19 protein-coding genes are annotated in these 26,715 nt (G+C 41.9%); 6 read left to right on the forward strand and 13 right to left on the reverse strand.

Features of this window, described 5'->3' with window-relative positions; genetic code table 11:
* The first annotated feature begins 159 nt into the window (after positions 1 to 159).
* Positions 160 to 3,126 (forward strand): leucine-rich repeat domain-containing protein, encoded by a 2,967-nt coding sequence (locus tag CZ367_RS12515; protein ID WP_077197146.1) that lies wholly within the window; start codon positions 160 to 162, stop codon positions 3,124 to 3,126.
* Positions 3,127 to 3,268: 142 nt separating this feature from the next.
* Here CZ367_RS12515 and mnmE read toward each other — a convergent pair whose 3' ends face one another.
* From mnmE to CZ367_RS12535, 4 genes are all read right to left on the reverse strand, one after another.
* Entirely contained in the window at positions 3,269 to 4,675 is a 1,407-nt protein-coding gene (gene mnmE, locus CZ367_RS12520) for a tRNA uridine-5-carboxymethylaminomethyl(34) synthesis GTPase MnmE (RefSeq protein WP_077197147.1), read from the reverse strand.
* Positions 4,676 to 4,804: 129 nt separating this feature from the next.
* Positions 4,805 to 5,677 (reverse strand): nucleoside phosphorylase, encoded by an 873-nt coding sequence (locus tag CZ367_RS12525; protein WP_077197148.1) that lies wholly within the window; start codon positions 5,675 to 5,677, stop codon positions 4,805 to 4,807.
* Positions 5,678 to 5,831: 154 nt separating this feature from the next.
* Positions 5,832 to 7,088 carry a type IX secretion system plug protein gene (locus CZ367_RS12530; RefSeq protein WP_077197149.1) on the reverse strand — a complete coding sequence of 419 codons (1,257 nt, stop codon included), beginning with the start codon at positions 7,086 to 7,088 and terminating at the stop codon, positions 5,832 to 5,834.
* Positions 7,089 to 7,109: 21 nt separating this feature from the next.
* Positions 7,110 to 7,538: a hypothetical protein gene (locus CZ367_RS12535; protein ID WP_077197150.1), complete on the reverse strand. Its 429-nt coding sequence runs from the start codon at positions 7,536 to 7,538 to the stop codon at positions 7,110 to 7,112.
* Positions 7,539 to 7,763: 225 nt separating this feature from the next.
* Here CZ367_RS12535 and galE point away from each other — a divergent pair, with 225 nt between their 5' ends.
* A complete protein-coding gene (gene galE / locus CZ367_RS12540; RefSeq protein WP_077197151.1) occupies positions 7,764 to 8,801 on the forward strand; it encodes a UDP-glucose 4-epimerase GalE in 1,038 nt (345 codons plus the stop codon).
* Positions 8,802 to 8,939: 138 nt separating this feature from the next.
* Here galE and CZ367_RS15605 read toward each other — a convergent pair whose 3' ends face one another.
* The 8 genes from CZ367_RS15605 to ileS form a co-directional block, all read right to left on the reverse strand.
* Positions 8,940 to 9,092 carry a hypothetical protein gene (locus CZ367_RS15605; RefSeq protein WP_154669339.1) on the reverse strand — a complete coding sequence of 51 codons (153 nt, stop codon included), beginning with the start codon at positions 9,090 to 9,092 and terminating at the stop codon, positions 8,940 to 8,942.
* A 95-nt stretch (positions 9,093 to 9,187) separates the two neighbouring features.
* Positions 9,188 to 10,825 carry a C69 family dipeptidase gene (locus CZ367_RS12545; protein WP_077197152.1) on the reverse strand — a complete coding sequence of 546 codons (1,638 nt, stop codon included), beginning with the start codon at positions 10,823 to 10,825 and terminating at the stop codon, positions 9,188 to 9,190.
* Between the two features lie 49 nt (positions 10,826 to 10,874).
* A complete protein-coding gene (locus CZ367_RS12550; protein WP_077197153.1) occupies positions 10,875 to 12,515 on the reverse strand; it encodes a M23 family metallopeptidase in 1,641 nt (546 codons plus the stop codon).
* Positions 12,516 to 12,535: 20 nt separating this feature from the next.
* Positions 12,536 to 12,742, reverse strand: coding sequence for a hypothetical protein (locus tag CZ367_RS12555; RefSeq protein ID WP_077197154.1), 207 nt, complete (start codon positions 12,740 to 12,742; stop codon positions 12,536 to 12,538).
* A 3-nt stretch (positions 12,743 to 12,745) separates the two neighbouring features.
* Positions 12,746 to 13,798, reverse strand: a complete 1,053-nt coding sequence (locus CZ367_RS12560; protein WP_077197155.1) for a DUF4296 domain-containing protein — start codon at positions 13,796 to 13,798, stop codon at positions 12,746 to 12,748.
* A 112-nt stretch (positions 13,799 to 13,910) separates the two neighbouring features.
* Positions 13,911 to 14,606: a lipoprotein signal peptidase gene (locus CZ367_RS12565; RefSeq protein ID WP_077197462.1), complete on the reverse strand. Its 696-nt coding sequence runs from the start codon at positions 14,604 to 14,606 to the stop codon at positions 13,911 to 13,913.
* A gap of 393 nt (positions 14,607 to 14,999) precedes the next feature.
* A complete protein-coding gene (locus CZ367_RS12570) occupies positions 15,000 to 15,383 on the reverse strand; it encodes a TraR/DksA family transcriptional regulator (protein ID WP_077197156.1) in 384 nt (127 codons plus the stop codon).
* Positions 15,384 to 15,487: 104 nt separating this feature from the next.
* Positions 15,488 to 19,165, reverse strand: a complete 3,678-nt coding sequence (gene ileS / locus CZ367_RS12575; RefSeq protein WP_077197157.1) for an isoleucine--tRNA ligase — start codon at positions 19,163 to 19,165, stop codon at positions 15,488 to 15,490.
* Between the two features lie 1,042 nt (positions 19,166 to 20,207).
* On the opposite strand from ileS, the gene CZ367_RS12580 reads away from it, so the two are divergent.
* The 4 genes from CZ367_RS12580 to CZ367_RS12595 all read left to right on the forward strand — a co-directional run bounded on the left by CZ367_RS12580 (position 20,208) and on the right by CZ367_RS12595 (position 25,496).
* The gene (locus CZ367_RS12580; protein ID WP_077197158.1) at positions 20,208 to 22,643 is read left to right on the forward strand and encodes a transglutaminase family protein; all 2,436 of its coding nucleotides are present in this window, start codon (positions 20,208 to 20,210) and stop codon (positions 22,641 to 22,643) included.
* 398 nt (positions 22,644 to 23,041) lie between these two features.
* Complete coding sequence (locus CZ367_RS12585) at positions 23,042 to 23,446, forward strand: PH domain-containing protein (RefSeq protein WP_077197159.1); 405 nt, start codon at positions 23,042 to 23,044, stop codon at positions 23,444 to 23,446.
* A complete protein-coding gene (locus CZ367_RS12590; RefSeq protein ID WP_077197160.1) occupies positions 23,434 to 24,378 on the forward strand; it encodes a GNAT family N-acetyltransferase in 945 nt (314 codons plus the stop codon). The genes CZ367_RS12585 and CZ367_RS12590 overlap by 13 nt, the downstream gene beginning before the upstream one ends.
* An 8-nt stretch (positions 24,379 to 24,386) precedes the next feature.
* Entirely contained in the window at positions 24,387 to 25,496 is a 1,110-nt protein-coding gene (locus CZ367_RS12595; protein WP_077197463.1) for a DegT/DnrJ/EryC1/StrS family aminotransferase, read from the forward strand.
* On the opposite strand, the gene CZ367_RS12600 is transcribed toward CZ367_RS12595, so the two are convergent.
* Positions 25,487 to 26,380, reverse strand: a complete 894-nt coding sequence (locus tag CZ367_RS12600; RefSeq protein ID WP_237581726.1) for a GNAT family N-acetyltransferase — start codon at positions 26,378 to 26,380, stop codon at positions 25,487 to 25,489. The two genes, CZ367_RS12595 and CZ367_RS12600, sit on opposite strands and share 10 nt — an antisense overlap.
* Positions 26,381 to 26,715: the final 335 nt, after the last annotated feature.

Here is a 26,715-nt window from a genome sequence, read left to right on the forward strand (position 1 = left end):
GCATACCTATTTCTATAGGGGTACTGAGTAGTTACATAATTATTCAGTTATCAATAAATAACGTTAAAAAAGGTATTTTGTTCTTCAGCTTAATTAAGAATAACCAAATTGTTATTACATTTGCAAACCAAGTTTTTATTTAAATTATTAATTCGTATTATGAAAAGAAAATTACTATTATGTCTTCTTCTTATGTCCACCTTTATAGGAGCGTTCGCACAAGGAGAAATTATTATTGGCACATCAACGCCAATTGGCCAAAATTTCAAGTTCTATTTAACCTTAGTTGATGCAAATTCTAAAGTTTATGTAGACTGGGGCGATGGCAACAAAGTAGAAGCCAAGCTCTCAGGCTGGTCGTCTATTAAAAATACAGAGGGCGTATTAAAGAATGATACCATTATTGTTTATGGTGATTTAGCAACACTTGATGTGGAAAATCAACATGTAAATGTGTTGGGTTTCAAGAATCAAGACAAACTTACTCAAATTTCAGCTAAAAAGAATGAGCTCACATTTGAGGGAATAGACCTTACAGGTGTACCTAATTTGGAAAATCTTGATGTTTCAGAAAATAAAATCAAGCGTCTTAAAGTTGATAAATTGTTAAAGTTAGAGCAATTTACAGCTAATAAGAATCCAGAACTTTCAACTGTAATATTTGCCGAAGGTAGTACTGCACTTAGAGGTATTTACATGGCAGATTGTGATATTACCCATTTCTATCCTATTAGTTTGCCTAACCTTAGCAATCTTGATTTAGGCAATGGCAGTCTTAGTGAACTCGAATTGGGCGAGAATTACCCTAACTTGACAACACTCAATGTTTCTAATAATACTTATCTTGCAAGTATTGACGTAACGAAACTCACAAAGCTTAACAAACTAAACATCGCTGGTACAGCTATTGTTGAGCTTAATCTTGTGAACAATCCAGAGTTTATTTCTTTAGATGCTACTAAAACAAACATTCCAAAATTGGATATAAGCAAGAATACAAAAATAACAACCTTATTGCTTGCTGATACTAAGATTGCTAAATTAGATTTAAGCCAACTTACAAATTTGCAGACACTTAATATTGAAAATACACTAATAAAACGTGTTGACCTTTCTAAGAGTCGTTTTATTCGTGATGTAAACATAAAGGGAACGGATATACAATTCCTTGATATGCATGCTGCTATCGGCACTAACCGCTTGAACAAGTTGGATATGCGCGAGTGTAAAAAGATGACCCCACAATCGTTAAACTTCACGTTTAAGGCAATGCCTCCACATACAGGAAGTTCTTGGGGACCAAATGTGCTTATTGCAGGGTCGAACGGAGAAACCGCTAATACAGAATTGTTGAAATACGATAGTGATAATTTCTATCTATCAGATGTAAAAGGTAATGGTACAGCATCTATGGACTCTATTAATATTGTAATGACTCCAATAGAAGGCATTACTTATTCTTTGTCTCAAGTTGCAGACGACAACGCTTATGCAACTTGGAATCCTATTACAAATAAAGCTATTCCGGGTTTCCCTATTAAGGTTACACCAACTACGATAGACAATAAAGAACTCGCAGGTGTTGAAATTAATGGGGAATTTTATGATGATTATATCTTCGTTGTGTCAAGCACAGCAACAATAAAACCTGTTTACAAAGCTTTAGAAACTAATGATTATATTGGTTTGACTGTTCCTGCTGGTCAAGTACAATCATATTACCTCACAGCAAGTGGTCCTGATAAAGAAATTTCTATTGACTGGGGTAATGGAGAGAAAGTCCCTGTTAAAGTAAAAGAAACCCTAACTCATATCGAAGGAACAACAAAGGGAACAAATGTAAAAATCTATGGTGCGATAGTAGGTGCTGATTTTTCAAGTTATCCACATATTAACGCTGACAATAAGATTTCAGCAGTTGATGTAAGCCACAACGCTAACATTCATTACCTCTCTACTTATATGAACAATATCGGTACGTTAGACGTAAGCAATTTGGCTAATTTGGATACATTGGATTGCGCATACAGCGACCTTGCAAAACTTGATATAGCTAAAAACAAGAAACTTGTTTGTTTGCGTGCCAATGGTAATGCGCTTGAAAACATTGATTTAAAGAATGCTGAAAACCTGCAATACCTCGAAATCAACAACAATGATTTAGACGAACTTGATTTGAGTAAGAACTCTAAGTTGGTAAAAATTATTGCAGGAAGCAATAGTCTTACCTCTATTGATGTAGCTGCAATGGAAAATTTGGAAGTATTAAGAATTTCTAAGAACGTAATTGGTACATTAAATCTTGACAAGAATACAAAGCTCACAGAGTTAGATGTTGCAGAAAACACATTGACAAAACTTAATGTAAGCAAAAACAAAGCGTTGAGCCGTTTAATGGTTAATGACAACAAACTTGAAGGACTCGACCTTACAGGGCTTGATAACTTGTCATATCTTAATATTGGCGACAACAAATGGGACGCTTGTACTTTGAACGATGTTTATTATACACTTTCACAATACAAAGCCATAGAGGGCGCTCCTGCTGGTTACAAACTCTTCTCAAGAGGTGATAATAAAGAGAAATATAACGATGCTGAAAAGGCAGAATCTAAATTAGCAACCAACAAGGGTTGGGTTATAAACTATGAAGGTAATGGTTCAGGTTGCGATATGGCATACATCACTATCGAAACTCCTGAAAATGGAACTGTAAAGGTTTACACAACAACCGATAAAGAAGTGATGAGTGGCACTAAGGTAAAGAAAAATTCTGAATTAAAAGTAGTTTCTACACCAGCCAAAGGCTATGCAATTGAATCTGCAAAAGCAAATGAAACAGACATCAAGGATAATAAATTTGTTGTAACAAGTGCAACAACCGTAGTTGTTAAATTCGCTGTTGACGCAGGCATCGAAGGGGTAAACCAAAACAAGACTGTTGTTCAAGGTGGCAATCGTGAACTAACATTCTCTGCTTCAGAGCCCACCGAAATTCGTGTTTATGCTCCAAACGGAAAATTAGTCTTCGCTGACACCATTACAGGTACACAATCTATTGGCGTTTCTTCAGGTGTTTACATTGTAAAGACTCGTGGCGTAGCTAAGGCTGTTGCAGTGAAGTAATGAAGAACTCGAGCAACAATAAGTTGCGATAATAAATTTAGTATGTTAGGGAGGCAAGTACACATTGTATTTGCCTCCCTTTTTATCCCAAATCGGTCGTTAGACTTCTTCGAGATTTGTGTTTACTCTTGTTTACCTCACCTTACTTACCGATGCAGAAGTGCTTAAAGATATTATGAAGCGTTTCTTGAGGGGTGATTTGGTCTCCTGTAATTTCGGCAAGTATGGAAATGGTGTCTTTAAGGTCTTCGGAAATGAGGTCGCCACTGAGGTTCATTGCCATTGCGTCTTGCACACGGAGGAGAGAAGCGTGAGCACGGGTAAGCGCATCATAATGGCGAGCATTGGTAATAATGGTGGTGTTTTCGGTAAGTTCGGGTAAATCTGCCACCTTATATAATAGGTCTTCAAGTTGGTCGATACCTAAGTTGTATTTACCAGAAATAGATATTTCGTGATAATTGAACACAGCTTGTTGGGCTGGCAATTGCATTGAAACCATTTTAGCAGACGAATTGGAAAGATCGTCTACCTTATTATGAACCAAAATAAGATGCTTATCGGCACATTGAGCAAGGATTTCTGCCTTCTCGTCTTCAGTAGGTTCAGCATCTATCACCCATAGGATAATTTGAGCTTTCTGAAGTTCGGAAAATGTACGTTCAATGCCCAATTGCTCCACATAGTCAGTTGTTTTGCGTATGCCTGCAGTATCTATAAAGTGGAAGTCTACCCCATTTATGCTAATGGTATCTTCTATTACATCACGAGTTGTGCCATGCACATCGCTTACAATAGCACGATTGTCACGGAGAAGACGATTGAGAAGGGTTGATTTTCCTACGTTTGTTTTGCCAATGATGGCTACAGGTATTCCGTTCTTCAATGCTTGCCCCGTCTTAAACGAATGTGCAAGGATTGTCACTTTGCGGTCTATCTCTTCAGCCAATGCGGTGAGTTCTGTGCGGTCTGCAAACTCTAATTCCTCGTGGTCAGAGAAATCAAGTTCAAGTTCAAGCAGTGAATTGATTTTGAGTAATTGATTGCGAAGCGTAGATAGTTCAGACGAAAAATGTCCTTTGAGCTGTGACAAAGCAAGTTTGTAAGATGCTCTGTTGGTGGACGATATAAGGTCGGCAACGGCTTCGGTTTGCGACAAGTCCATCTTTCCATTCAGGTAGGCTCGCTGTGTATATTCGCCAGGTTTTGCCTGCTGACATCCTTGTTCTATCAGCCTATGAAGCACCTGTTCTAAGATGTATGCCGAACCATGGCACGATATTTCTACAGCGTCTTCGCCCGTGTACGAATGGGGTGCACGCCAAATAGAAACAACTACTTGATCGATAGTTTGATTGTCTTTATCGCATATTTCTCCATAATGCAAAGTATTGGCAGGTGCGTTTAAGATACACTTTGTAAAAACTGCATCTACTATTTCGATAGCTTTACTGCCCGAAACTCTTATTACGCCGATAGCTCCACCAGGTTGTGTAGCCAATGCACAGATGGTTTCAGATGAAATAAGTGGGTTATTGTATGCTTGCATTATTTTATAGAAGTAAGAGATACGAAAAAGAGAGTTAAGGAGTGAAGTCGATGTGCATTACAGATACTCAATATCGTTTACCTACACAGTGCGACCAAACTCCTTAACTCCGACTTGATAATATGAGGATTAAATTCTGTCTAAAACAGTCTTTATCAATCCGTCTATAGTGTTCTTGTAACCAGCGTTTGCTTCTTTCTGACGGCGGTTAGCTATTACCATACAGCAAGTTAGTGCCTTGTGCCCCATATGTTGTGCCAAACCTGCCAATGCACTACTTTCCATTTCGAAATTGGTGCAACGTAGGCCCTTGTACTCAAACTCTACAATCTTCTCATTGAGCTGTGGATCAGCCAAAGGAACACGCAAACGGCGACCTTGAGGACCAAAGAAACCACCACAAGCTATGGTTACACCACGCACCATATCGTCTTGTGCTATCTGGTCTAACAATTCCTTATCGGCATTTGCTACGTATGGATTGCCCAATACTGGTTGCCATTTTACTTGCTTCTTAAACTCCTCTTCAAACTCAATATCCAACTTTTCACGACCTGCATAATAATTCAACAAACCATCAAAACCGATGCTCTTTTCAGAAGCCACGAAAGTTCCGATAGGTGTATTGTACTGCAAACCACCACAAGTTCCGATGCGTACCAAGGTAAGCTGGCGAAGCTCTGCCTTCTCTTTACGAGTTTCGAAGTCGATATTTGCCAAAGCATCAAGTTCGTTTACTACAATATCAATATTATCGCAGCCAATACCTGTACTCAATACCGTGATGCGCTTGTTCTTATATTTACCTGTAATGGTTCTAAACTCACGATTGTTCACATCACACTCCACGTCGTCAAAATGTGATGCAACCAATGCCACACGTCCAGGGTCGCCTACAAGGATTACCTTATCGGCTAAGTTTTGTGGCTTCAAGTGTAAGTGAAATATACTACCATCTTCGTTGATGATAAGTTCTGATGGTGCAAAATAATTCTCTTCCATAATTCTACTTATTAAGATTTTGTTGTATTTATTTCCACAAAGATACAGAAAATATTAAAGAAAAAAGAATAATTAGGTCATTTTTACTTTAATATTATCATTTTTATACTCATTTTTCTCGTTTCCTTTATCCCTTTTGCGCAGTTTAAACGCTTTATCGCTTTGTAAAATTTACCGAGGTATAACCCACCAATCTGTCTGTCCTTCCCCCTTGCTCACGATAGTAAACCAAGGCTTGATACGAGTTTTCAGTTTGATAAAAGCTACCTTCTATGGGCAACATTTTAGGTTTCCCATCTGTGTCAACCATAAGATACTGATAGCTGTAATAGCCTAATTTCATAGGAATTACAGTTTCGTAACAATGTGTTTCCTCGTTATATTCAAGGCGGTATTGTGGTAAAAATCGGTCGTTAGTCCAATCTCCATTCACATATACATCGCCTGCCACACGCTGTGGATATTCTAAGACGAAATGCACTTGCATATAGTCGCTTTCGGTGTGAATATTGCGATTGTCCGAATTGCGTATCAGGAATGCTCCATTGGCATCTTGATCGTAAAGATAGTTCAGTCGAGGCGAAGCGATGTACGGATAAGCGTGAAAATCTTTACCGTCCCACCCTATGTGGTCTATCCCCATTGTGGCAACATTGGTAGAAAGAATTTCGAACTTTCGATATTCGTTGCCTGCTACAAAAATATAGTTAGGACAATGGATCCATCGCAACCCGTCCGACATCACATATTGTGGCTTAGCATTCGAACGTGCATTGTCCCAACGGCGATTTTGCAGCACAATGGTTTTGAGCTGTTTTTCAGGATTAGTTACCGAATAGCCACCATATTTTAAGTCCATTTCCACTTGTTGGAACTGTCCGTTAATGTCAACATCGGTATTGGTGGTTACGTTGAGTCCTACTCCCATCGACCGTTCAAAGGGCTCTTTTACCATAAAGCACACCTTTATAATAGGGTTCTCATCAGCATCATAAACTGTAAGTCGGTAGTTGCCCGAAATTTTAGGTCTACATTTTTTGTTTGGAATACTTAGGTGATAGTGGGTATAGAGCGTATTTGTAAGCAGCGATTGCTCCACATCTTCTATGGTGTTACCCTTTGCAAAGCCCTCCACATAGTCGCTTTCGAATAGCGTTGTCGTGGTTTGCCAATTGGCTTCGCAATGTTCCAAGGTGTATGTATAGCGATGATACTCGTGCGTCATATCGTCAAAGTCGATGTCGAGCACACCGTCTTCCAACTCCATTATGGGCATAGACTGCCAATCCTCATTAGCCACAACCTGCAACGACCTAATATTCGTAGCCAACACTTCGTGTCGCTGTGCAGTAAGGGTCTGTATAGAAAGGAGCAACACAACAAGTAAAACAATAGGCTGCTTATGTTTCATACGCTTTCAGAAAGATATATTTTACGGAATAAGATTTTTAATAAACTCGTCAAGGTCTTCTTCTAACCCTGGCAACAGCTCATCGCTTAAAATTATGGTATCATCATCTGCCAAATAAAGCTCTGTTGTTGCGTCTTCATCTTCTTCCTCAAGCACCAAACTAAATGGCTTCATTATGCCCCAATTGTCTACAATATCTTTCAAAGCAAGTGTTTCCGAACGCAACAAGGCTGTTACATTTTCGTTAAAGTTATCCTCCGTATTATCAATCCATTTTTCTACAACACAGCGGGTTATCTCATTACCTTCGTCATCGAAAGCCATAAGGTCACCACTGGATTGCGACACTCGTACGTGAATATCGGTCATAGTTGTAGGTTCGTCCGTTGCAGGAAACTTTTGAGCTATCTTCTTTAAGAAACGCTCAATCTGTTGCTTTGTTTGTTCCATAATAAATGCTTTAAAGAACGTTAGAATAATGTTTAAACAATCGCAAAGATAACAAAACTTTTTAGTTAACCACTTCTTTCTTCACGCTTTTTCGTTATTTTCTATCATATTTATAAGGTAAAAACTATTTTCTTATTATCTTTGTAGTCGTTTAGGATTTGGTCATTCGCTTCTTAGATTGACTTATATGCAGACAAAGTTACTTGAGAAATAAATTCAGACAGAATGAAACAAACAATTTTAGTTACTGGCGGTACGGGCTTTATAGGCTCGCACACAACTGTAGAGCTGCAAGAGGCAGGCTACGAGGTTGTGATAGTAGACAATCTTTCTAACTCTAAGATAGAAGTATTAGATGGTATTGAGAAAATCACAGGCATACGCCCTGCCTTCGAGCAAGTAAACCTTGAAGACAAAGAGGCTACAGAAAAGGTTTTCAAAAAATATCCCAATATAGAAGGTATTATCCATTTTGCAGCATCAAAAGCTGTAGGCGAAAGCGTTGAAAAACCATTGATGTACTACCGCAACAATGTAGTTTCGCTTATCAATCTGCTTGAACTTATGCCTAAATACAATGTAAAAGGCATTATCTTCTCAAGTTCGTGCACCGTTTATGGGCAGCCAAATGCAGAAAACCTTCCTGTTACCGAGGACGCTCCACACCAAAAAGCTACCTCGCCATACGGCAACACAAAGGAAATAAACGAGCAAATCATCTACGATTTTATTCATAGCGGAGCCAACATAAAGAGCATTGTATTGCGCTACTTCAACCCAATAGGTGCGCACCCCTCTGCTCATATAGGCGAATTGCCTAATGGTGTGCCCAACAACCTTATTCCTTACGTTACCCAAACCGCAATGGGCATACGCGAACAGCTCACCATCTTCGGCAACGACTACAACACCGAGGACGGCAGCTGTATTCGCGACTACATTTATGTGGTAGACCTTGCCAAAGCTCACGTAGCAGCTATGACACGTGTGTTGGACAAGGAGACCAACAAGATAGAATACTTTAATATTGGCACAGGTCGTGGCAACTCAACACTTGAGATAGTAAATACCTTTGAAAAGGCTACAGGCGTAAAACTCAACTGGAAGTTTGGCCCTCGCCGTGAAGGAGATATAGAAAAGATATGGGGCGACTGCACCAGAGCCAACAAGGTGTTAGGGTGGAAAGCCGACACACCTTTAGAAGATGTACTTGCCACGGCATGGAAGTGGCAACAAAAACTTCGTGAAGACGGAGTAATGTAAACAGAAAGCCCGTTCGCAATGAGCGGGCTTTTTTGTTTTTAGAAAAGACGCTTAAAGCACTCTTTAAACCCAAATGCTTTGAGGGTAATGTAGAGAATGTACTTATTTTGACACCCCCCCCTTGCACGCTGCACAATTTTAGTAAATTGTTGTTTTGTCGGACTTGTCAGACAAGTCGGACAAGTCGGACGGGTCAGACCTGTCCGACCTGTCCGACAAAACAATCTGCTGCAAACCATAGCAAATATGTGCTCCCCTCCCATCGGAGGGGTTGGGGGAGGCTCTTAGCATACAATAAAAGCCGTTTAGCGATGATTGCTAAGCGGCTTTTGTTTTGGGCTTATAAAAATTTACGGATAGTTCTATAAATTTGTTTGTATTAAGGCCTATTCAGCTGGTACTTCAAACTTGTCGCCAGTTTGTTCTATCAATGCCTTGCGAGCATTCATACTCATACCAGGACGCTCAGGACGTGCGCCCAAACCTGTTTCGGTGCGGAGGAATTTGCCGTCCTTTTCAGGCTTGATGGTCATATCGTTATACTTCACGATAAGATAGGTAGCCAACTGACGCCAACGTGAAATCATCTCGTCGCCCAACTTCATAGAATAGTCGTTGAGGTATTTGATAGCTGCTGCCTTATCGGTTTGATAAAGTTTCATTGCCTCTGCTTCCACCTTTGGTTGGTTAGCAAAGTAGCTGTTATCCAATTCGTCACGTACTTGCTTCAATGATGGAAACATCTGTGCATAGCGTGGATAAACCATATTTGCCACCCAGTTGCAAACCCAGAACGCATTCTTGTCAGAGAAGGTTACAGCATCAGCACCTGGTGTATTGAAACATTCTGGCTGAACAGTGCTGCTGCAATATACAGGAACGAATGAACACATATTGCCATCGTCGTTAGCAAACCAAATAATACCACCTATTCCGCGAGGCATAGAGCTACGGAGCTGACATACATACGAGAATGCACTCTGCTGTGTAGATGCAGGACGCTCGGTGAAATATTTCTTGCCGTTGTATTCAAAATACAATGGTGTAGGACGATATGGCATATCCCAGTTGCCTTGACCAAGGTCGTTATTGGTGCTGAGGGCTGTGCCTTCGTAGTGGTCGCGCATACTGTTTTCCATATCAGCACAAGTAAGTTTGCGACTTGGAGCTACCCAAAGAGGCATATCTTCAGCATTCTTGTCCTTACCCAATGCCCAAGGCAAATAGCGTGACATATCGGTAAAACGATTGAAGAAGCTCCACACACGTGCATCGCAGAAACGACGACCGCCAAAGTCGGGTGCTGCATAGACCATCTTCCAGTTGAAGTCTTCGTCCTTACCTGTAAACCAACCCTTTGAACGAGCAAACTTGATGCAGTTCTTAGAGGTCATCACCTCGGTGTTATACTTAGAGAACTGACCAATACGAGCTTGATTAGCATGGCCCGAAATCATTCCGTCAGGGATACGCACAGCAACCCAAACCACCTTTTGCTTAGCATCACCGCCGCAACCCATCATCTCAAGTATCCATACTTCGTTAGGGTCGGCAATGGTAAAGCTCTCACCACTTGAAAGATAACCATATTTATTTACCAATTCGGTCATCACCTTGATGGCTTCACGTGCAGTCTTACTGCGCTGAAGACCAAGGTACATCAACGAACCATAATCTATCTGACCTGTCTTGTCAATCATTTCGTCACGACCGCCGTATGTGGTTTCGCCAATGCTCACCTGATACTCGTTGATGTTACCAATAACGTTGTAAGTTACAGGTGCTTCATCAATAAATCCGTGGCTCTTTCCTGAGTCATAATCAATGATTTCACGCTTAGTACCCTTAGCGTGTACGCCTGCTGCATAATGGCAAAGACCATTAAACATACCGTAATCGTCGGCACTGTAAGTTACGAAAACCGAACCATCTGTTGTTGCACCCTTGGTTGCAATGTAGTTGGTGCACGCATCTGCTGCTGTGAACGATGCAGCAAGCATTGCGCTTAATAGTAGTTTCTTCATAATGATATAGTTTAAAATTAAATATTTTGTTTTGTCTTCATTCTTCTTTTCAATACACAAATTTTTCTACGTGAACACATTGGTTCTGCTTATTGTCTCGCACAAATAGCTTTAGTGTACGTTGCTTCTTTGTAGGTTTGATACCTATTTTGCGAAGATCGCAGAAAATAACCTGCTTGTCTTTGCCCTGTTCAAACAGCACAAAACGTCCGTCCAAATAGGCTTCGTAAGCATTGATACCGCTCCCCCGCTCGCTGATTTTGTACATCAAGTGAGGAACATTTCGTCCTATGGGATGTACAGTTGGGGCTTTGTCATCGTAACGCACATAATAAATGTTGCCCAAATCACGGAAACGGCCTGTTACCCAACCATCGTTGTAAGTTCCACCGCAATAGCGTGCTGCTTCTTCGGGTTCGCCTATCGACTGTTTGCAAACCATATAAAATTTGCTTGGGTCGGCGGTTAGTGTGTTGACACGAATACTTATTTTAGCATAATCGAGCAAGGGTACAGAGCCACTTGCAAAACTATAACCCGCAGAATATGCAGTGCCAAGAGCAAAATGCTTAGGGTTCATCAGATAATTGGTGGCAAGGAGGGTGTGTGGAATGTTAAAGCGGACACCATCAAGTGTGATGTTATTATCCTTTGAAGTCAACAACGCATTCGCTCCTTCTATTTTTTCGGCTGGCGGAATAGGTTGTGGCACGCCTTCTACAACAATGTCTTTTGTGGTTTCATTGCCATAGTAATCACGGAAAACATAACGCAGGTGGTAGTCGCGCTTCTGATTGAAGTTGATAATACCTCTACTTGCGCTCGCTTTAAGAATTGGCAAGCGATTGCCAGGCTCTATAAATGACTTCAAATACCATATCTTTCGGCTCATATAATGATTGTAGTCGCCCCACGAATTTATCATTCTATTGTGTTTTTGAGGTATGCCGTTGACATCGCTTTTGAATACCAATTTGCCATCACAATAGAGTTCGGTGTAACGCACACCATAATTATTATATACGCTATCCATGTGGTCGTAAGCCCAAACCCCAAAGCCCACTTTGCCCCAAGCTTGGTATTTTCCTTTGATAAAGTCGTAGATTTTAGAGTCGGCACTGCGTTGGAAAACACCTTCACCACGTTGCGGATAACTCTTAAACGAATAGGCTGTGGGGGCAGTGGTGTCGTGTACTATTCCGCCCAACCAATTCAATGGATCCATAAGGTTATCGGTGGTCTTCTCGTGCATCTCTAAATGGAGGTGAGGGCCTTGCGATGAACCTGTATTACCACTAAGCGCAATAAACTGACCTTTGCACACTGGCAATTCGCCAGCACGGAAATGGAAGTCGCCTGCAAAGCGTTTTGTCTTGTATTGCTGCTGATTTACGGCTGCTTGTATCTGTGGCGCAAAGCGATTGAGGTGCACATAAACGCTGGTATAACCATTGGGATGTGCCACAACGATAGCTCTGCCAAAACCATACTTGTCTACAATGGCACGCTCGATATAGCCATCTGCTATGGAGTAAATTCCAAAATTGACGCCTCGTTCTGTCTTTACATCAATTCCACCGTGGAAATGATTGGGGCGTGGCTCACCAAAATTGCCTGCCAATTGCACGGGTATGTGCATTGGCGAACCAAAAGAGATGGCACAAAGAATGAAACTTAATATATAATTCATTGATTTCTTGTTTGTTAGAATTACTCCTTTAGGAGCTTGTCACCATAATAGGCACGCAGTTTTTTACCCTCTTTCACAAGGCTTATTTCCCCCTGAAGCCACTCTGTCTGTGGCATTTCTTCGGTTAATTGCCCATAGTACACCACCCTATCTCCCTCAATTTGAACATATCCGAGTGATATTTTGCCATCGCAAGTATGGACAATATTGCTTGCAATCCTTCGCATCTGTTAGAACTTTGGTGGGTGAATATTGCGCTCTTCCATCGCTTGTTGGGGTGTGCGTTGTCGTTCTAACTTCGCTCCACCTCCGTTATTTGCCTTCTGTAAGATGGGCTTATTAGTTTTTTGGAGTTGCATTCCTTGAGGCGATTGAGGACATGTCGGAGGAGTCGGAGGTAGTGTGTTGTCGGTTGGACGTTGCACGGGTTCGCCTCCAACGGTGCGCAGAGGGTCGTTATTGTTGAGTGTGTCGGACGACAATTGCTCATTGTTCTGCTTTCGAGCGTGCATCTTTATCAATCGTATATTGTTGATTAAGAGCAGTCTAAATGTATTTGTCGGCATTTGTGGCTGCATCATAATAAACATTCCACGTATGTCTTTAATGCCCAAACTATCAGGGTTATCAACTGCAAGAATTTGATGTGAATCGGACAAAATATTGAGACTTTGCGATGCAACGCTGTCATTGGAGAAGGTAACAGCAAGCACTGCAACGGCTTCGCGTGCACCATCTTGAATGATAAACTGTGGGTCGAACTCCAATGTAATTCTATCTCCTTTGTGGTAAGAGGTGTCTGCTTTAATTGCGAAGGTTTCGTAATTGCGAGGTGGATATGGGCTTAACAACAACGATTTTGCCTTGTTCCACACATCGGCAGTATCACCTTTCTGAACCGCACCACCATACTGATTGAAGTCGCTCACCAATGCTCCTTGTGCGCGAGCTTCGGTTTCGTAACGTTCGGATAGTCCTTCGTATATTTTTTTCAAATGTTCTGTGTGGCGAACATAATAGGCTAAAGAGGCATCAAACTGCTTTTGGGTTACTCCATATTTCTTTAAAACCGACTCTTCTAAGACTTCTTGCGTTACAGGAGTATAGTTTTTAACTTGTGAAATAGACTTTGCGATATGATAATCGTACAAGATGTCTTCCATCTCGTCGGGTTGAATATATTCAGAAGGTATTGTTGGCTTACACGAAGTCAACATCATTAGTGGAAAGAACATCAACATAAGGACGCTTTTCCATAAGTTTTTACTAATCAAACCCTTCATATCTTATTTATTATCAACAACTTCTACTTCGTTTATCGTTCCATCATTTACTTGCGTGAGATGCTCTCTCGTATCTAATAGACGGGTGATACCTGGGAGATTACTCCATTATTTAATTGCTTGAGATACGCTCTGTTTCGCTTTCCTTCTCATCAATTAACTCAATAGCTTCATCGTTTACTTGCTTAGGGTGTTCTCCATTAAACTCTTTACGATAAAACAAAAAGAGAATAACTACACCTACCGAGATGCAAGCATCGGCAAAATTGAAGATGGCATTAAAGAAAGTAAACTCCTGACCGCCCCAAATGGGGAACCAATCTGGAAATGTGCCGTGATAAAGAGGGAACGAAAACATATCAACCACATTGCCCATCAAGACAGAAGCATAACCTTCGCCCCACGGAACAAGGTGTGCAGGAGGCAAACCCATATAGTAAGGATGCGAAGCGGTGAAGATTTCGCCATAAAAGAGCGAGTCTACAATATTGCCTGCTGCACCTGCATAAATCATACACAGCACAACAATATAGCCAAAGCGCACGCCTTGCTTTATTTTATGTCCTATATACCACGTTAAAGCTCCAACGGCAATGATGCGGAACAAACTCAAAAAGAGCTTACTGCCCAACTCCATACCGAAAGCCATACCTCTATTCTCAATAAACTCTATACGAAACCAATCGAATATCACGATCTGTTCGCCAAGACTCATATTGAGTTTCACAGCAATTTTTATCACTTGGTCAATGATAAGCAAAGCTGCTATCAATAGACAAGTGATAGTTGTTTTCTTCTTTATACTCATTTTCATACGGAAGAAACTGTCTGAAGACTGGTTCTATAAATTACCACCGCATATCGTCATTAAATTTTTATGAAATACGTTTTGTTATCTTTTGGCTTCTTTTTATATAAAACAGGCTGCGCCTCAACAATTCAAACAAGTTTGATTGCATTCGGCTTGCTCTGTTTTTAGTTCAAAATGTAAGTTCGTTCAGTCGTGTAGCTCGCTACACTCCTTCACGCTCTTGCATTTTGACCTCAAAAATAAGCTCAAAATCTAACAAAGCTAATTTATAGAACCAGCCTGAACACTTTCATAACAGACAGTTCCTTGATTTAGTTTACAACCTTAGATGGGGTTTACAAGCTATCATTACTCCATTTAGATTGAGTTATGATGCCTTTATACTTCATCTTAATGGTCTTTATTTGCCTGCTTTGAAGCCACACTAAGTGTAGCGTGAGGCACAATTCTAAGTCGTTCCTTTGGTATCAATTCGCCTGTAATGCGGTCGATTCCGTAGGTTTTGTTTTCTATTCTTACGAGTGCAGCCTGCAAACCTTGAATAAACTTCTGCTGACGTTGTGCCATCTGCACCAATTCTTCCTTTGTTTGGGCTGTACTTCCTTCTTCAAGAGCTTTGTAGGTTGGTGATGTGTCGTCTATGTCGTTAGTGTTTTGATTGGTCAACACCTTCATTGTTTCTTCATAGTCCGACTTTGCTATCTCCAATCTGCTGTTTATAATAGCGCGGAACTCCTCGAGTTCTTCATCGCTATATCGCTTTTTCTCTGCCATAATGCGTTCAGTTATTAGATAAAAGTATAATAATAGTTGCTTTATATAATAAGGTGGGAGTAGGAATACTTCTATTTCAGCTTTCTCCTACCCCACCTTTATACTTAGGCTTTTTGTACTTTAATATTGAGCTTGAACTCGTCAAACTCTACTTCAGTTCCATCGTTCTCTGCCGTAACAATATCGTTGGCAAGCACTTGCGTCTTGATAAGTTCGCCAAATGCCTCGATAGCAGCTTCTGTCTCTGCGTTTGGAGCAATTATAACCACAATGCGATCGGTGATTTCAAAGCCCGTTTCCTTACGAATGTTCTGAATACGGTTGATCAGTTCACGAGCCATACCTTCCTTACGGAGGTCGTCTGTGAGTTCTACTTCGAGGGCTACGGTCAAATTGCCTTCGTTGCTAACGAGCCAACCAGGAATATCTTCAGAGATAATTTCCACATCTGCCACGTCCACAACGATGTTTTCGCCCTGCAAATCGAACTCAAACTTACTGCTTTGTTCAAACGCTGCAATCTCTTCTTGGTTCAAACCATTCATCTTTGCAGCAACGTCTTTCATCAGTTTGCCATACTTTTTACCCATCACACGGAAGTTGCACTTCACCTTCTTTACCAAGATGCCCTGACCTTCCACGAAGTTGAGTTCCTTCACATTTACTTCGTTCTTAATCAAGTCCGCCACTGCTGCGATGTGTTGCTTCTGTCGTTCGTCTACGGCAGGTATCATAATCTGTGCCAAAGGCTGACGAACCTTCACGTTCACCTTACGACGAAGTGCCAACACCATAGAAGTAATGCGTTGCGCCATATCCATACGAGCCTCCAAATCAAGGTCGATAGCCTGCTCATCAGCCACAGGGAACTTGTCCAAGTGTACACTTTCAAGTTTGCCACCCAGGTCGTGATAAAGCTCATCAGCATAGAATGGTGCAAGCGGTGCAACGAGTTTAGCCACAGTAGCCAAACAGGTGTAAAGCGAATTATAAGCACTCTTCTTGTCGGCACTCATCTCCTTACCCCAGAAACGTTTACGATTTAAGCGTACATACCAGTTGCTAAGGTCGTCATTGACAAACTTATCAATCAATCTGCCTGCACGTGTAGGGTCGTAATCTTCAAACTCGGCAATTACATTCTTCACCAATGAATTGAGTTTAGAAATAATCCAACGGTCAATCTCAGGTGCATCAGCTGTCAACAAGCTAACCCCTGCTTTCAATTCAGGAGCTTCGTAATTGTCAACATTAGCATAGAGCGCAAAGAAACTATATGTATTATATAATGTACCGAAGAACTTGCGGCGACATTCGTCCACCCCTTCTGGGTCGAACTTCAAGTTGTCCCAAGGCTCGCTATTAGTCATCATATAGAAACGTACAGGGTCAGCACCGTATTTGTCCATCATTTCGAATGGATTAATAACGTTGCCCACGTGCTTACTCATCTTATTGCCCTTGGCATCAAGCACAAGACCTGTCGAAATAACGTTCTTAAACGCTACCGAGTCGAACACCATTGTTGCAATAGCGTGCAAGGTGAAGAACCACCCACGGGTCTGGTCAACACCCTCGTTGATGAAGTCGGCTGGATAGAATGCAGGTGGAACTGGTATGCCTTCATAGTCGGAAGTTTCCAACTTGCGGCGATAGTCCTTCTCTGTCAATCCCGTCTTCTTCAAACCTTCAGCACAAATCTCTCCTTCGAATGGGTAGTGGAGCTGAGCATAAGGCATAGAACCGCTATCAAACCAAACGTCAATCAAGTCGTCCTCACGTTTCATAGGTTCACCCTCGTCGTTTACAAGTACAATCTCGTCAACGTATGGGCGGTGAAGGTCTATCTTATCGTAATTTTCCTGACTGTAATCGCCTACAACGAAGCCACGTTCCTTCAATGGGTTTGCCTTCATTACACCTGCTGCAACAGCCTTTTCTATTTCGTTGTAAAGTTCTTCTACCGAACCGATACACTTCTCGTTTCTGCGGTCGTCACGCCAAATAGGCAAGGGAGTACCCCAGAAGCGTGAACGGCTCAAGTTCCAGTCGTTCAAGTTTTCAAGCCAATTGCCAAAACGACCTGTACCCGTAGATTCAGGCTGCCAATTGATGGTTTTATTGAGTTCCACCATACGTGCTTTAGCTGCTGTATCCTTGATAAACCAGCTGTCCAATGGATAGTAAAGCACTGGTTTGTCGGTGCGCCAACAGTGAGGGTAGTTGTGTACGTGCTTTTGAATAACGAAAGCCTGACCACCTTGTTTCATTTCCATACAAAGCACAATGTTCAAGTCTTCACTCTTCTCAGTAGCCACCTTATCCCATACTCCATTAGGATTGAAACGTGGGTCGTAAGCATTCTTCACAAAGTCGCCAGCGTGCTTGCCGTATGCTTCTTCGTCTACGCAACAACGCACAAAGTTGGCATCCAAGTCGTCTATTGCGTAATACTTACCTTGAAGGTCTACCATTGGGCGAGTTTCTGCTTTCTTAGAAATAAGGTAGAGCGATGGTATCTTTGCATCACGTGCCACCTTAGCATCGTCTGCACCGAATGTAGGCGCAATGTGTACAATACCCGTACCGTCCTCTGTGGTGACGTAGTCGCCAAGTATCACACGGAAAGCCTCGCTTGCCATCTCTACAAAGCTATCTCTGCCGTCTTCGCTCTTAAACACCTTGTCGGCATGAGCTGCTGCATACTCGTTTACGAAAGGAGCTGCAAGCTCGCCAATCTTCTCCACAGGCTTCACCCAAGGCATCAATTGTTCGAAGTGAACACCCTCAAGGTCGGTTCCCTTCACCTGTCCTACTACACGATAAGGCATCACCTTGTCGCCATTCTTGTAAGCAGGCATTTCTTCGCCGTCCTTTACTTCGCCTTCAGGCTTAAAGTAAGCCGACACACGAGTATTAGCCACGAAGGCTGTAATCTTTTCGGCTGTATATGGATTGTAGGTTTCTACAATGTCGTAATCAATCTTTGGACCTACACAAAGTGCAGTGTTGGAAGCCAAAGTCCAAGGTGTGGTAGTCCAAGCCAAGAAGTTAGGCTTACCCCAAGTGTTGGTCTTGATGCCGTGCTTTGCCACCAATGCTTGCCAATCTGCATCAACAATGGCAAACTGGGCGGTAACAGTGGTATCTTTTACATCACGATAGCACCCTGGCTGGTTCAACTCGTGACTTGAAAGACCTGTACCTGCGGCAGGCGAATAAGGCTGAATGGTATATCCTTTGTAGAGCAAACCCTTGTTGTAGAGTTGCTTTAAGAGCCACCAAAGGGTTTCGATGTACTTGTTATCGTAAGTGATATAAGGGTGGTCAAGGTCTACAAAGTAGCCCATCTCTTCTGTAAGCTGACGCCATTCGGCTGTAAACTTCATCACGTTTTCACGACAACGGTGGTTGTACTCCTCGGTAGAGATATATTTTTCTGAGTTTTTGTTGTCAATATCTTTCTTTGTGATGCCCAATTCTTTCTCTACGCCCAGCTCTACTGGTAATCCGTGGGTATCCCAACCTGCTTTGCGATGCACCTGAAAGCCTTGCATCGTCTTGTAACGATTGAACGTATCTTTGATAGAGCGTGCCAAAACATGGTGAATACCTGGGTGTCCGTTAGCCGAAGGAGGACCTTCAAAGAAGATGAACTGTGGGTTGCCCTCACGCTCATCAATACTCTTGTGGAAAATGTCTTTCTTCTCCCACTCTGCCAACACATCTTTGTTGGTGTTGACCAAATTCATTCCGTTATGCTCAACGAACTTTTTTGCCATAATCTATATTGTTTTTTACCTTTTTCCAATGAGATTGCAAAGATATAAATAATCCGTGAAACCACCAAAATTTATATAGGCTGATTCTATAAATTAGCTTTGTTAGATTTTGAGCTTATTTTTGAACCAAAAACGGAGCAAGCCGAATGCAATCAAACTTGTTTGAATGGTTGAGGCGCAGCCTGTTTTATATAAAAAGAAGCCAAAAGATAACAAAACGTATTTCATAAAAATGGAATGACTATATGCGGTGGTAATTTATAGAACCAACCTATAATATAACGTGTGCGAGCAATCCATAAAATAGAAGGTACAAACACTTCGCACAGCAATACCCTACCCCAACTTGCTCAACGATGTAGAGTTGTTGCGCCAAACAGCAATACGATACGCCTAATGTGTCAAAGAGGGTTGTTCTAAAATAGACCAATTTAAAATTAGAGAACAAACGACAACAAACAGAAAAATAGAACAACGACAACCAAGAATTACTAAACGGCTAACCGGTTATATATCAAATACTTACCAAGGGCAGAAAAGATGCTTTCTCAAAGTTCAACTTTGACAGGCTAAAACATATATGTATGAGGTGGTTAAAGTTCAACTTTAAGACTGCAAAACATATATGTTTGGGTGCACTAAAGTTAATGTATTGAAAATAGAACATCTAAACTTCATACCCAAAACTTACACAAAAAGGAAATAAAGAACAATACTTGTAGGGCTAAAACCCAATCGGTCATTAGCCCCCAAAGGCTTTTTAAAGCGTTTAGCTGTTATGCTTTTCTTCGTCTTTGCACCTTATTTTGGCTCTTTTCGTTTGTTTTTTCAGTTGTTTAGCTCGCAAATCTCGAAGAAGTCTACCGACCGATTTGGGCTAAAACAAGAATATACAGTGCAGAGAAAAACATTTTTATGCGCTATACATTAATTTTTATCCGTCAAATTTGTAAAACTTTCGGCAGGTTATTGCGCTTTCCCAATAATTTTTTCTACCTTTGTAGCAAGACAAACTATAAACTATGTGAACGAGAACTAAAATATGGCACTATTTCCAACCTTAATGATGGCAACCGCTACTATGGCTATGCCAACCGACAAAGTGGTTTCGCTCAGCGAAGCAGAGTGTTTAAACTACCTTTATCAGTATATGACGCAGCCCGACAAAACGGATTACACAAAGGAATTTTACTTAGAAAATATACGCACGTCATTGCTTGCACGACAAGAAATGCCGTGGGGAAAGCGAGTAGACAATCAGCTCTTTCGCCACTTCGTTCTGCCTGTGCGTGTGAACAATGAGAACCTTGACGAAAGTAGAATGGTATTCTATAAAGAGTTGAAAGATAGAGTAAAAGGGCTTTCAATGGTAGAAGCTGTATTGGAGGTGAACCACTGGTGTCACGAAAAGGTAACTTACCAGCCTTCAGATGCTCGCACAAGTAGCCCGTTGGCTTCTATTCGCACCGCTTACGGCAGATGTGGCGAAGAGAGTACCTTCCTTGTAGCGGCTTTGCGTGCAGTGGGCATACCTGCCCGACAGGTATATACGCCACGATGGGCGCATACCGACGACAATCATGCTTGGGTGGAAGCGTGGGCAGATGGACAGTGGTATTTCCTTGGTGCGTGCGAACCCGAGCCTATACTCAATCTTGGCTGGTTCAACGAGAGTGCTTCACGAGGAATGTTGATGCACACCAAAGTGTTTGGCGACTATAAAGGAACGGAGGAAGTGATTAGTCGCACACCTTTCTTTACCGAAATAAATGTTATTGGCAACTATGCGCCCTGTGTAACCAAAGTGGTGCGTGTGATAGACGAAAACGGAAAACCTGTGCCTAATGCCACCATCGAATTTAAGATTTACAATTATGCAGAGTTCTATACCGTAGCAAAGAAAACCACCGACAGCAAGGGTTGTGCATCCCTCACGGCAGGCAAAGGCGATATGGTGGTATGGGTATCGAAGAATGGAAAATGTGCTTTCAACAAGATTTCGTTCCGTGACAATGAGCCCAAGGACAGCAAGTGCGAAACAGTAGATATAGCCTTGACAGCTAACGCCTTACCCTCTGTAATAGATTTCGACATTACACCGCCTGCTATAAGCGTATCGCTGCCCAAGGTTTCGGCTGAAGCAAAAAAACTGAACGATGAACGCAAGCGCAAAGAAGATGCTATGCGCCAAGCATACGAGGCAACAATGGTGGACAAATCGAGGGGCAACCACGCTGTAATTGCGCAATTCTTGCGTGAGGCAAAGAACCCTGTAATGGCACAGGCATTGCTTTCGGTTATCTCTGACAAGGATCATCGTGATATACCATTGGAAGTGTTGAAAGACAATGAGGTGGAACAAACCGATACTACTTTATTGTATAAGAAATATGTACTCAATCCACGTGTAGAAAACGAGTGGCTCGTGCCTTATAAGGCTTTTTTCCGTAAAGAATTAAAGGGCATCGCTTCGGTAGAAAACTTATTAGATTGGACACGCAAAAACATAAAGATAGACAATGCCAACAATCCTCAACGCTTGCGTATGTCGCCTATCAGCACTTATAAAGCTCGTGTAACGGACGCACTTTCATACAAAATTTTCTTCGTTTCGGCTGCTCGTAGCCTTGGTTTCCCTGCTCGTATGAATGAGATAGATGGACGTTTGCAATATTATAATAAAGGGCAGTGGAACGATGCAGAAAAGGTTGAAGTTCAAAAGGTTATTACAGGTAAATTAAAGTTAAACTATCAGCCTTCTGCAACGACCTCCGACCCTAAATATTATACACATTTCACCCTTAGCCGATTGGTTGACGGACGGGCGCAGTTGCTCACCTATCCCGAAGATGCTACGTGGAACAGCACTTTTGGTGAAGCCGTAGAATTGGAAGAAGGACAGTATTTGCTCACTACGGGTACACGCTTGGCAAATGGTGGTGTATTGGCACACAACGAAATCGTAACCATTGCAGCCAATAAGCAAACTTCTGTTCAGCTACAATTGCGTGAAAGCAAGGAAGAGGTGCAGGTGATAGGATCGCTTAATGCCGAAAACATGTATTTCGATACAAAGGGAGGCATGGAAAAGAGCCTACTTGCAACAGCTGGGCGTGGCTACTACGTACTCGGCATTATAGGGGCAAACGACGAACCATCTAACCATGCTTTGCGCGACATTGCCCTCGTTAAGTCGGCTTTTGAGCAATGGGGGCGCAAGGTATTCTTCCTTTATGAAAACAAGGAGAGCCAAGAACGTGCAACACAGTCAAAATTTGACAATCTACCCGAGACTGCTGTCTTTGGAACAGATGTTGACGGAAAGATATTAGCCGAACTTCGTGAGCAGCTCCACCTAAAGTCAGCCTCTCTCCCCGTATTTGTCATTGCCGACTCGTTCAATCGTGTAGTGTTCGTAAGCCAAGGTTACACCATCGGTTTGGGCGAACAGATAATGAAGGTAGTGAAGAAATTGTAAGGAGAACAATAAATAAACGCTAAGGAAAAACCCTCCTCCAATCCCATCAAAGTGTTGGAGGAGAACAGCAAATTTTAGAAGAAAAATACCCCATTATCCCAAATCGATCGTTAGACCAGTCGGACCTGTCTGACACGTCCGACTGGGTCTGACTGGTCTGACTGGTCTAATGAGCGATTTGGGATTATTTATCTCTAAAATATTGCTTCTGCCTTATTTTTTTATTACCTTTGCTATGTATAGTAACATCAGCAACGTGTAGGGGCTCGATTCATCGAGTTCCTTATAATGCAAGGGTTGTTTGTGGAACGTGATGAACCACGCCCCAACATCATAGCGAATATGTGTTTCCCTCCCAACGGAGGGGTCGGTGGAGGCTCTCCCAAAATATTTAATTTATGAAAACATCATTCAGATCAAAAGTAGATTGGTGGATAATTGCGATACTTGCGGTATGTGTTCTTCCGCCTATCTATTTTAACATTACCGATTTCGATTTAACAGGCTGCATCATAAGTTGCTTGTGTATCGTTTTTTTGCTTATGTTCATTGTTCCGTGCAGGTACAAGATTGTGGGTGAAGTGCTTGACATAAGGTGTGGGGTAATGCACTTTCGCATCAAGATAGACCAAATCAGAACCATCAGACCTACACACAACCCATTGAGTTCGCCTGCCATGTCGATAGACAGGTTGGAACTGAAGATGAAAAATGGTGATGTAACTATGCTTTCGCCCAAAGACAAGAAAGGCTTCATAGACAGTTTAAAAAGCATAAATCCCGAAATAGAATGTACGAAATAACACAATATACCGCTAACGATGCCGAACAATGGAACGCCTTTGTGGCGATTGCCAAGCAAGGCACATTCCTTTTTCACCGCAACTATATGGACTATCACGCTGATAGGTTTGCCGATTGTTCGTTTGTGGTGAGAGCGAAAGGGCGCATTGTTGCGCTATTGCCTGCCAACAGGGTAGACACTACGCTCTATTCGCATCAAGGACTTACCTATGGAGGATTGCTCACAACAGAGAAAATTACTGCCAAAAAGGTGTGCGACATCTTTGCACAGCTCCGCCAGCTGTTCAGAGAAATGGGAATACAGCGTGTTGTATATAAAGCTATTCCGTGGATTTACCACCGTCTGCCTGCCGAAGAAGACCTCTATGCCATAACAAACATTTGTGGTGCAAGGCTCGTAGCAAGAGATATATCGTCGGCTTTTGCACTCACAGACGTACAAAAGTTTACTGAAAGTCGTAGAAGCGGATTACGCAAAGCATTGCGCAATAATATTAAAGTTAGCGAGACGGAAAACTTTGCTTCCTTTTGGAATATTCTTAACACCAACCTCAACACCAAATACGATGCACGTCCTGTACATTCTTTAGATGAGTTGCAGCTCCTTAAATCACGTTTTCCCAATGAGATACGCCTATTTATGGCATTCGCAGAAGACGAAACACCATTAGGCGGAACATTGATTTACGAAACACCTTGTGTGGTACACACACAGTACATTTCGGCATCGGTGGAAGGAAAAGCAACAGGCGCATTGGATTTGCTTTTCGATTATATAATAAACAAGGTGTACAAAGGCAGAAAAGGGTACTTCGACTTTGGAAAAAGCACAGAGGACGAAGGGCGAATACTCAACGAGCCGCTTATTCACCAAAAGGAAGGATTTGGCGGACGAGGCATTTGTTACGACTTTTACGAATGGAGAATTTAAAAAGAAAAATGATAGAATATTTGTCGCTAAAACGCATCACAGCGATGCACGAGGAAGAAATAAAGGAGGCTGTAAACGAAGTTATAGCATCTGGCTGGTACTTGAATGGCAAGGCGGTACAGCGTTTTGAACACAATTACAGCAGGTACATCGGTACGCAACACTGCATAACGTGTGGCAACGGATTGGACGCACTCTATCTTATTCTGCGTGCATATAAAGCGCTTGGTGTACTCAACGAGGGCGACGAAGTAATCGTACCTGCCAACACTTACATAGCTACAATTCTATCAATTACTGACAATGGGCTGATACCCGTATTGGTTGAGCCTTCGCTTGATACACTCGAAATAGACGATACCCTTATCGAGGCAGCTCTTACCCCTCGCACACGTGCCATAATGTTGGTGCATCTTTACGGCAGATGTGCCTACACAGAACGCATAGGAACGATTTGCAAACAGCACAACCTCAAGCTCATAGAAGATAATGCGCAAGCACACGGCTGCACCTATAAGGGCAAACGCACAGGAAGTATTGGCGATGCGGCAGCCCATAGTTTCTACCCCGGGAAAAATCTTGGCGCATTAGGAGATGCAGGAGCAGTAACCACTAACGATGAGGCACTGGCTAAGCTGGTGCGCACGTTGGGCAATTATGGCTCAAGCCGTAAATACGTGTTTGATTATAGGGGTAAAAACAGTCGTATGGACGAGGTGCAAGCAGCCGTATTAGACGTAAAATTGAAATATATAGACGAAGACAATACACGCCGAAAAGAGATAGCTTTCCTATTAGAACAAGGGATTGACAACCCTTGCATAACCATTCCAAAGGCTTCGGAGCGTGATAACGTTTATCATATTTTTACCTTGCTTACACCTTATCGCAACGAGTTGCAAACTTTTCTTTCAGAGCATAACATTCAGACAATGATACATTACCCCATTCCTCCTCATCGGCAATTGGCATACAAGGAATGGAACACACTTTCGCTCCCTATCACCGAACAGATACACCAACAAGAATTGTCTATTCCGTGCAATCCTGTGATGATCCCAAAAGAGATAGAAGAACTAATAGAAACCATCAATAGTTTCGCCCCTCATCACATTTGATAATACCAAAACATAAAGCGATTTATCAAACGATTGGAATAACGGAACCAGCGATACGAACTAATAAGTTTGCCACCAAAACTCAACATAAAATCACGGTAAGGACTATTAGAGAAAGGCAAGCCTATATTAAGAATATGAATGTGATTTTGACCTTGGCGGTGTGCCTCTTTGATGGCATACCATATTGTAACATCGTGAGGGTGAAGTCGCTTATAACGCTTGCGCATAGCCACATCAAACCATATCATCGACTCCTTTCCAGCATCTACTACCACACTTCCACCAATGATTTTATCTTTATAAAGCGTAACATAAATGTGCGCATTATCGGATAAGGCAAGCTCGTTAAAGAGTTGTTCGTGAGGAATATAGCGTTGCTTGCGAAGTCGGTAATATGCTTTCACCAATTTATACAAAGCGTGTACTTCAGCCATTGTCTCAGCTTGACGGGTAATAACTCCTGCCGAATAAGCACTGTCTACATTGGCTTTAGCTTTGTCGAAGATGCGTTCTTCGGGCGTTTTAGAATGCAGCGAATGATGGATTTGCATCCAAGGAATAGGTACAAAACGATGATTGCGGAGCGTGCGATAACCAAATGTTTTCTTTGTTATATCACTAATTTCTACGTGGAAATAACGATGCTCCAATAAGTAAGCCATCAGGGCATTCACCATTTCGTCAAAGACAAGATGCTTCTCTGCAAAACCTACATCGGGTTTGTACACACCTTCACCATAAATGCGAGCACGCTTGAAATAGTAAAAGCCCAACTTGGTACGTATTCTTCTCAAACTTGCAAAAAGATGTGCCACAATCTTTCCTTCATCATCGTACGCAATAGCCATACACGGAGACATACGAGGGGTATGTTCTATCATCTTGAACAACGCACTGCCGTGAAAAAAACTTTCGAAGGGTAGCAAAGGCAGTTCCGAACTATGTGTAACTATTTTAACGACCATTAAACCTTTATTTATCAATATCGCAAAGTTAGCACTTTTAATTAAATAAATGCAATCTAAAGACTAAAATGAGGAAAAACTTTGCATACAATAAACGAAGCAATATTCACCAAACCATTTTATGCAATCCCCCCATTACTTTTTGTATGTAAAACAAATAGATTTAGAAAAGATTGAGTATCTTTGCATAAGATAGGCTGCACTCAGCAATATTCAAGCAAGCTTGTATTGCTCTCGTTGGCACTATCTTT

The organism is Prevotella ihumii (assembly GCF_900155655.1).
GTDB classification, from domain to species: domain Bacteria; phylum Bacteroidota; class Bacteroidia; order Bacteroidales; family Bacteroidaceae; genus Prevotella; species Prevotella ihumii.

Excerpts from the sequence above, each read along its gene's own strand:
- CZ367_RS12515 (WP_077197146.1), top strand. The coding sequence starts at position 160 with ATGAAAAGAAAATTACTATTATGTCTTCTTCTTATGTCCACCTTTATA.
- mnmE (WP_077197147.1), bottom strand. The coding sequence starts at position 4,675 with ATGCAAGCATACAATAACCCACTTATTTCATCTGAAACCATCTGTGCA.
- CZ367_RS12525 (WP_077197148.1), bottom strand. The coding sequence starts at position 5,677 with ATGGAAGAGAATTATTTTGCACCATCAGAACTTATCATCAACGAAGAT.
- CZ367_RS12530 (WP_077197149.1), bottom strand. The coding sequence starts at position 7,088 with ATGAAACATAAGCAGCCTATTGTTTTACTTGTTGTGTTGCTCCTTTCT.
- CZ367_RS12535 (WP_077197150.1), bottom strand. The coding sequence starts at position 7,538 with ATGGAACAAACAAAGCAACAGATTGAGCGTTTCTTAAAGAAGATAGCT.
- galE (WP_077197151.1), top strand. The coding sequence starts at position 7,764 with ATGAAACAAACAATTTTAGTTACTGGCGGTACGGGCTTTATAGGCTCG.
- CZ367_RS15605 (WP_154669339.1), bottom strand. The coding sequence starts at position 9,092 with ATGCTAAGAGCCTCCCCCAACCCCTCCGATGGGAGGGGAGCACATATT.
- CZ367_RS12545 (WP_077197152.1), bottom strand. The coding sequence starts at position 10,825 with ATGAAGAAACTACTATTAAGCGCAATGCTTGCTGCATCGTTCACAGCA.
- CZ367_RS12550 (WP_077197153.1), bottom strand. The coding sequence starts at position 12,515 with ATGAATTATATATTAAGTTTCATTCTTTGTGCCATCTCTTTTGGTTCG.
- CZ367_RS12555 (WP_077197154.1), bottom strand. The coding sequence starts at position 12,742 with ATGCGAAGGATTGCAAGCAATATTGTCCATACTTGCGATGGCAAAATA.
- CZ367_RS12560 (WP_077197155.1), bottom strand. The coding sequence starts at position 13,798 with ATGAAGGGTTTGATTAGTAAAAACTTATGGAAAAGCGTCCTTATGTTG.
- CZ367_RS12565 (WP_077197462.1), bottom strand. The coding sequence starts at position 14,606 with ATGAGTATAAAGAAGAAAACAACTATCACTTGTCTATTGATAGCAGCT.
- CZ367_RS12570 (WP_077197156.1), bottom strand. The coding sequence starts at position 15,383 with ATGGCAGAGAAAAAGCGATATAGCGATGAAGAACTCGAGGAGTTCCGC.
- ileS (WP_077197157.1), bottom strand. The coding sequence starts at position 19,165 with ATGGCAAAAAAGTTCGTTGAGCATAACGGAATGAATTTGGTCAACACC.
- CZ367_RS12580 (WP_077197158.1), top strand. The coding sequence starts at position 20,208 with ATGGCACTATTTCCAACCTTAATGATGGCAACCGCTACTATGGCTATG.
- CZ367_RS12585 (WP_077197159.1), top strand. The coding sequence starts at position 23,042 with ATGAAAACATCATTCAGATCAAAAGTAGATTGGTGGATAATTGCGATA.
- CZ367_RS12590 (WP_077197160.1), top strand. The coding sequence starts at position 23,434 with ATGTACGAAATAACACAATATACCGCTAACGATGCCGAACAATGGAAC.
- CZ367_RS12595 (WP_077197463.1), top strand. The coding sequence starts at position 24,387 with ATGATAGAATATTTGTCGCTAAAACGCATCACAGCGATGCACGAGGAA.
- CZ367_RS12600 (WP_237581726.1), bottom strand. The coding sequence starts at position 26,380 with ATGATAGAACATACCCCTCGTATGTCTCCGTGTATGGCTATTGCGTAC.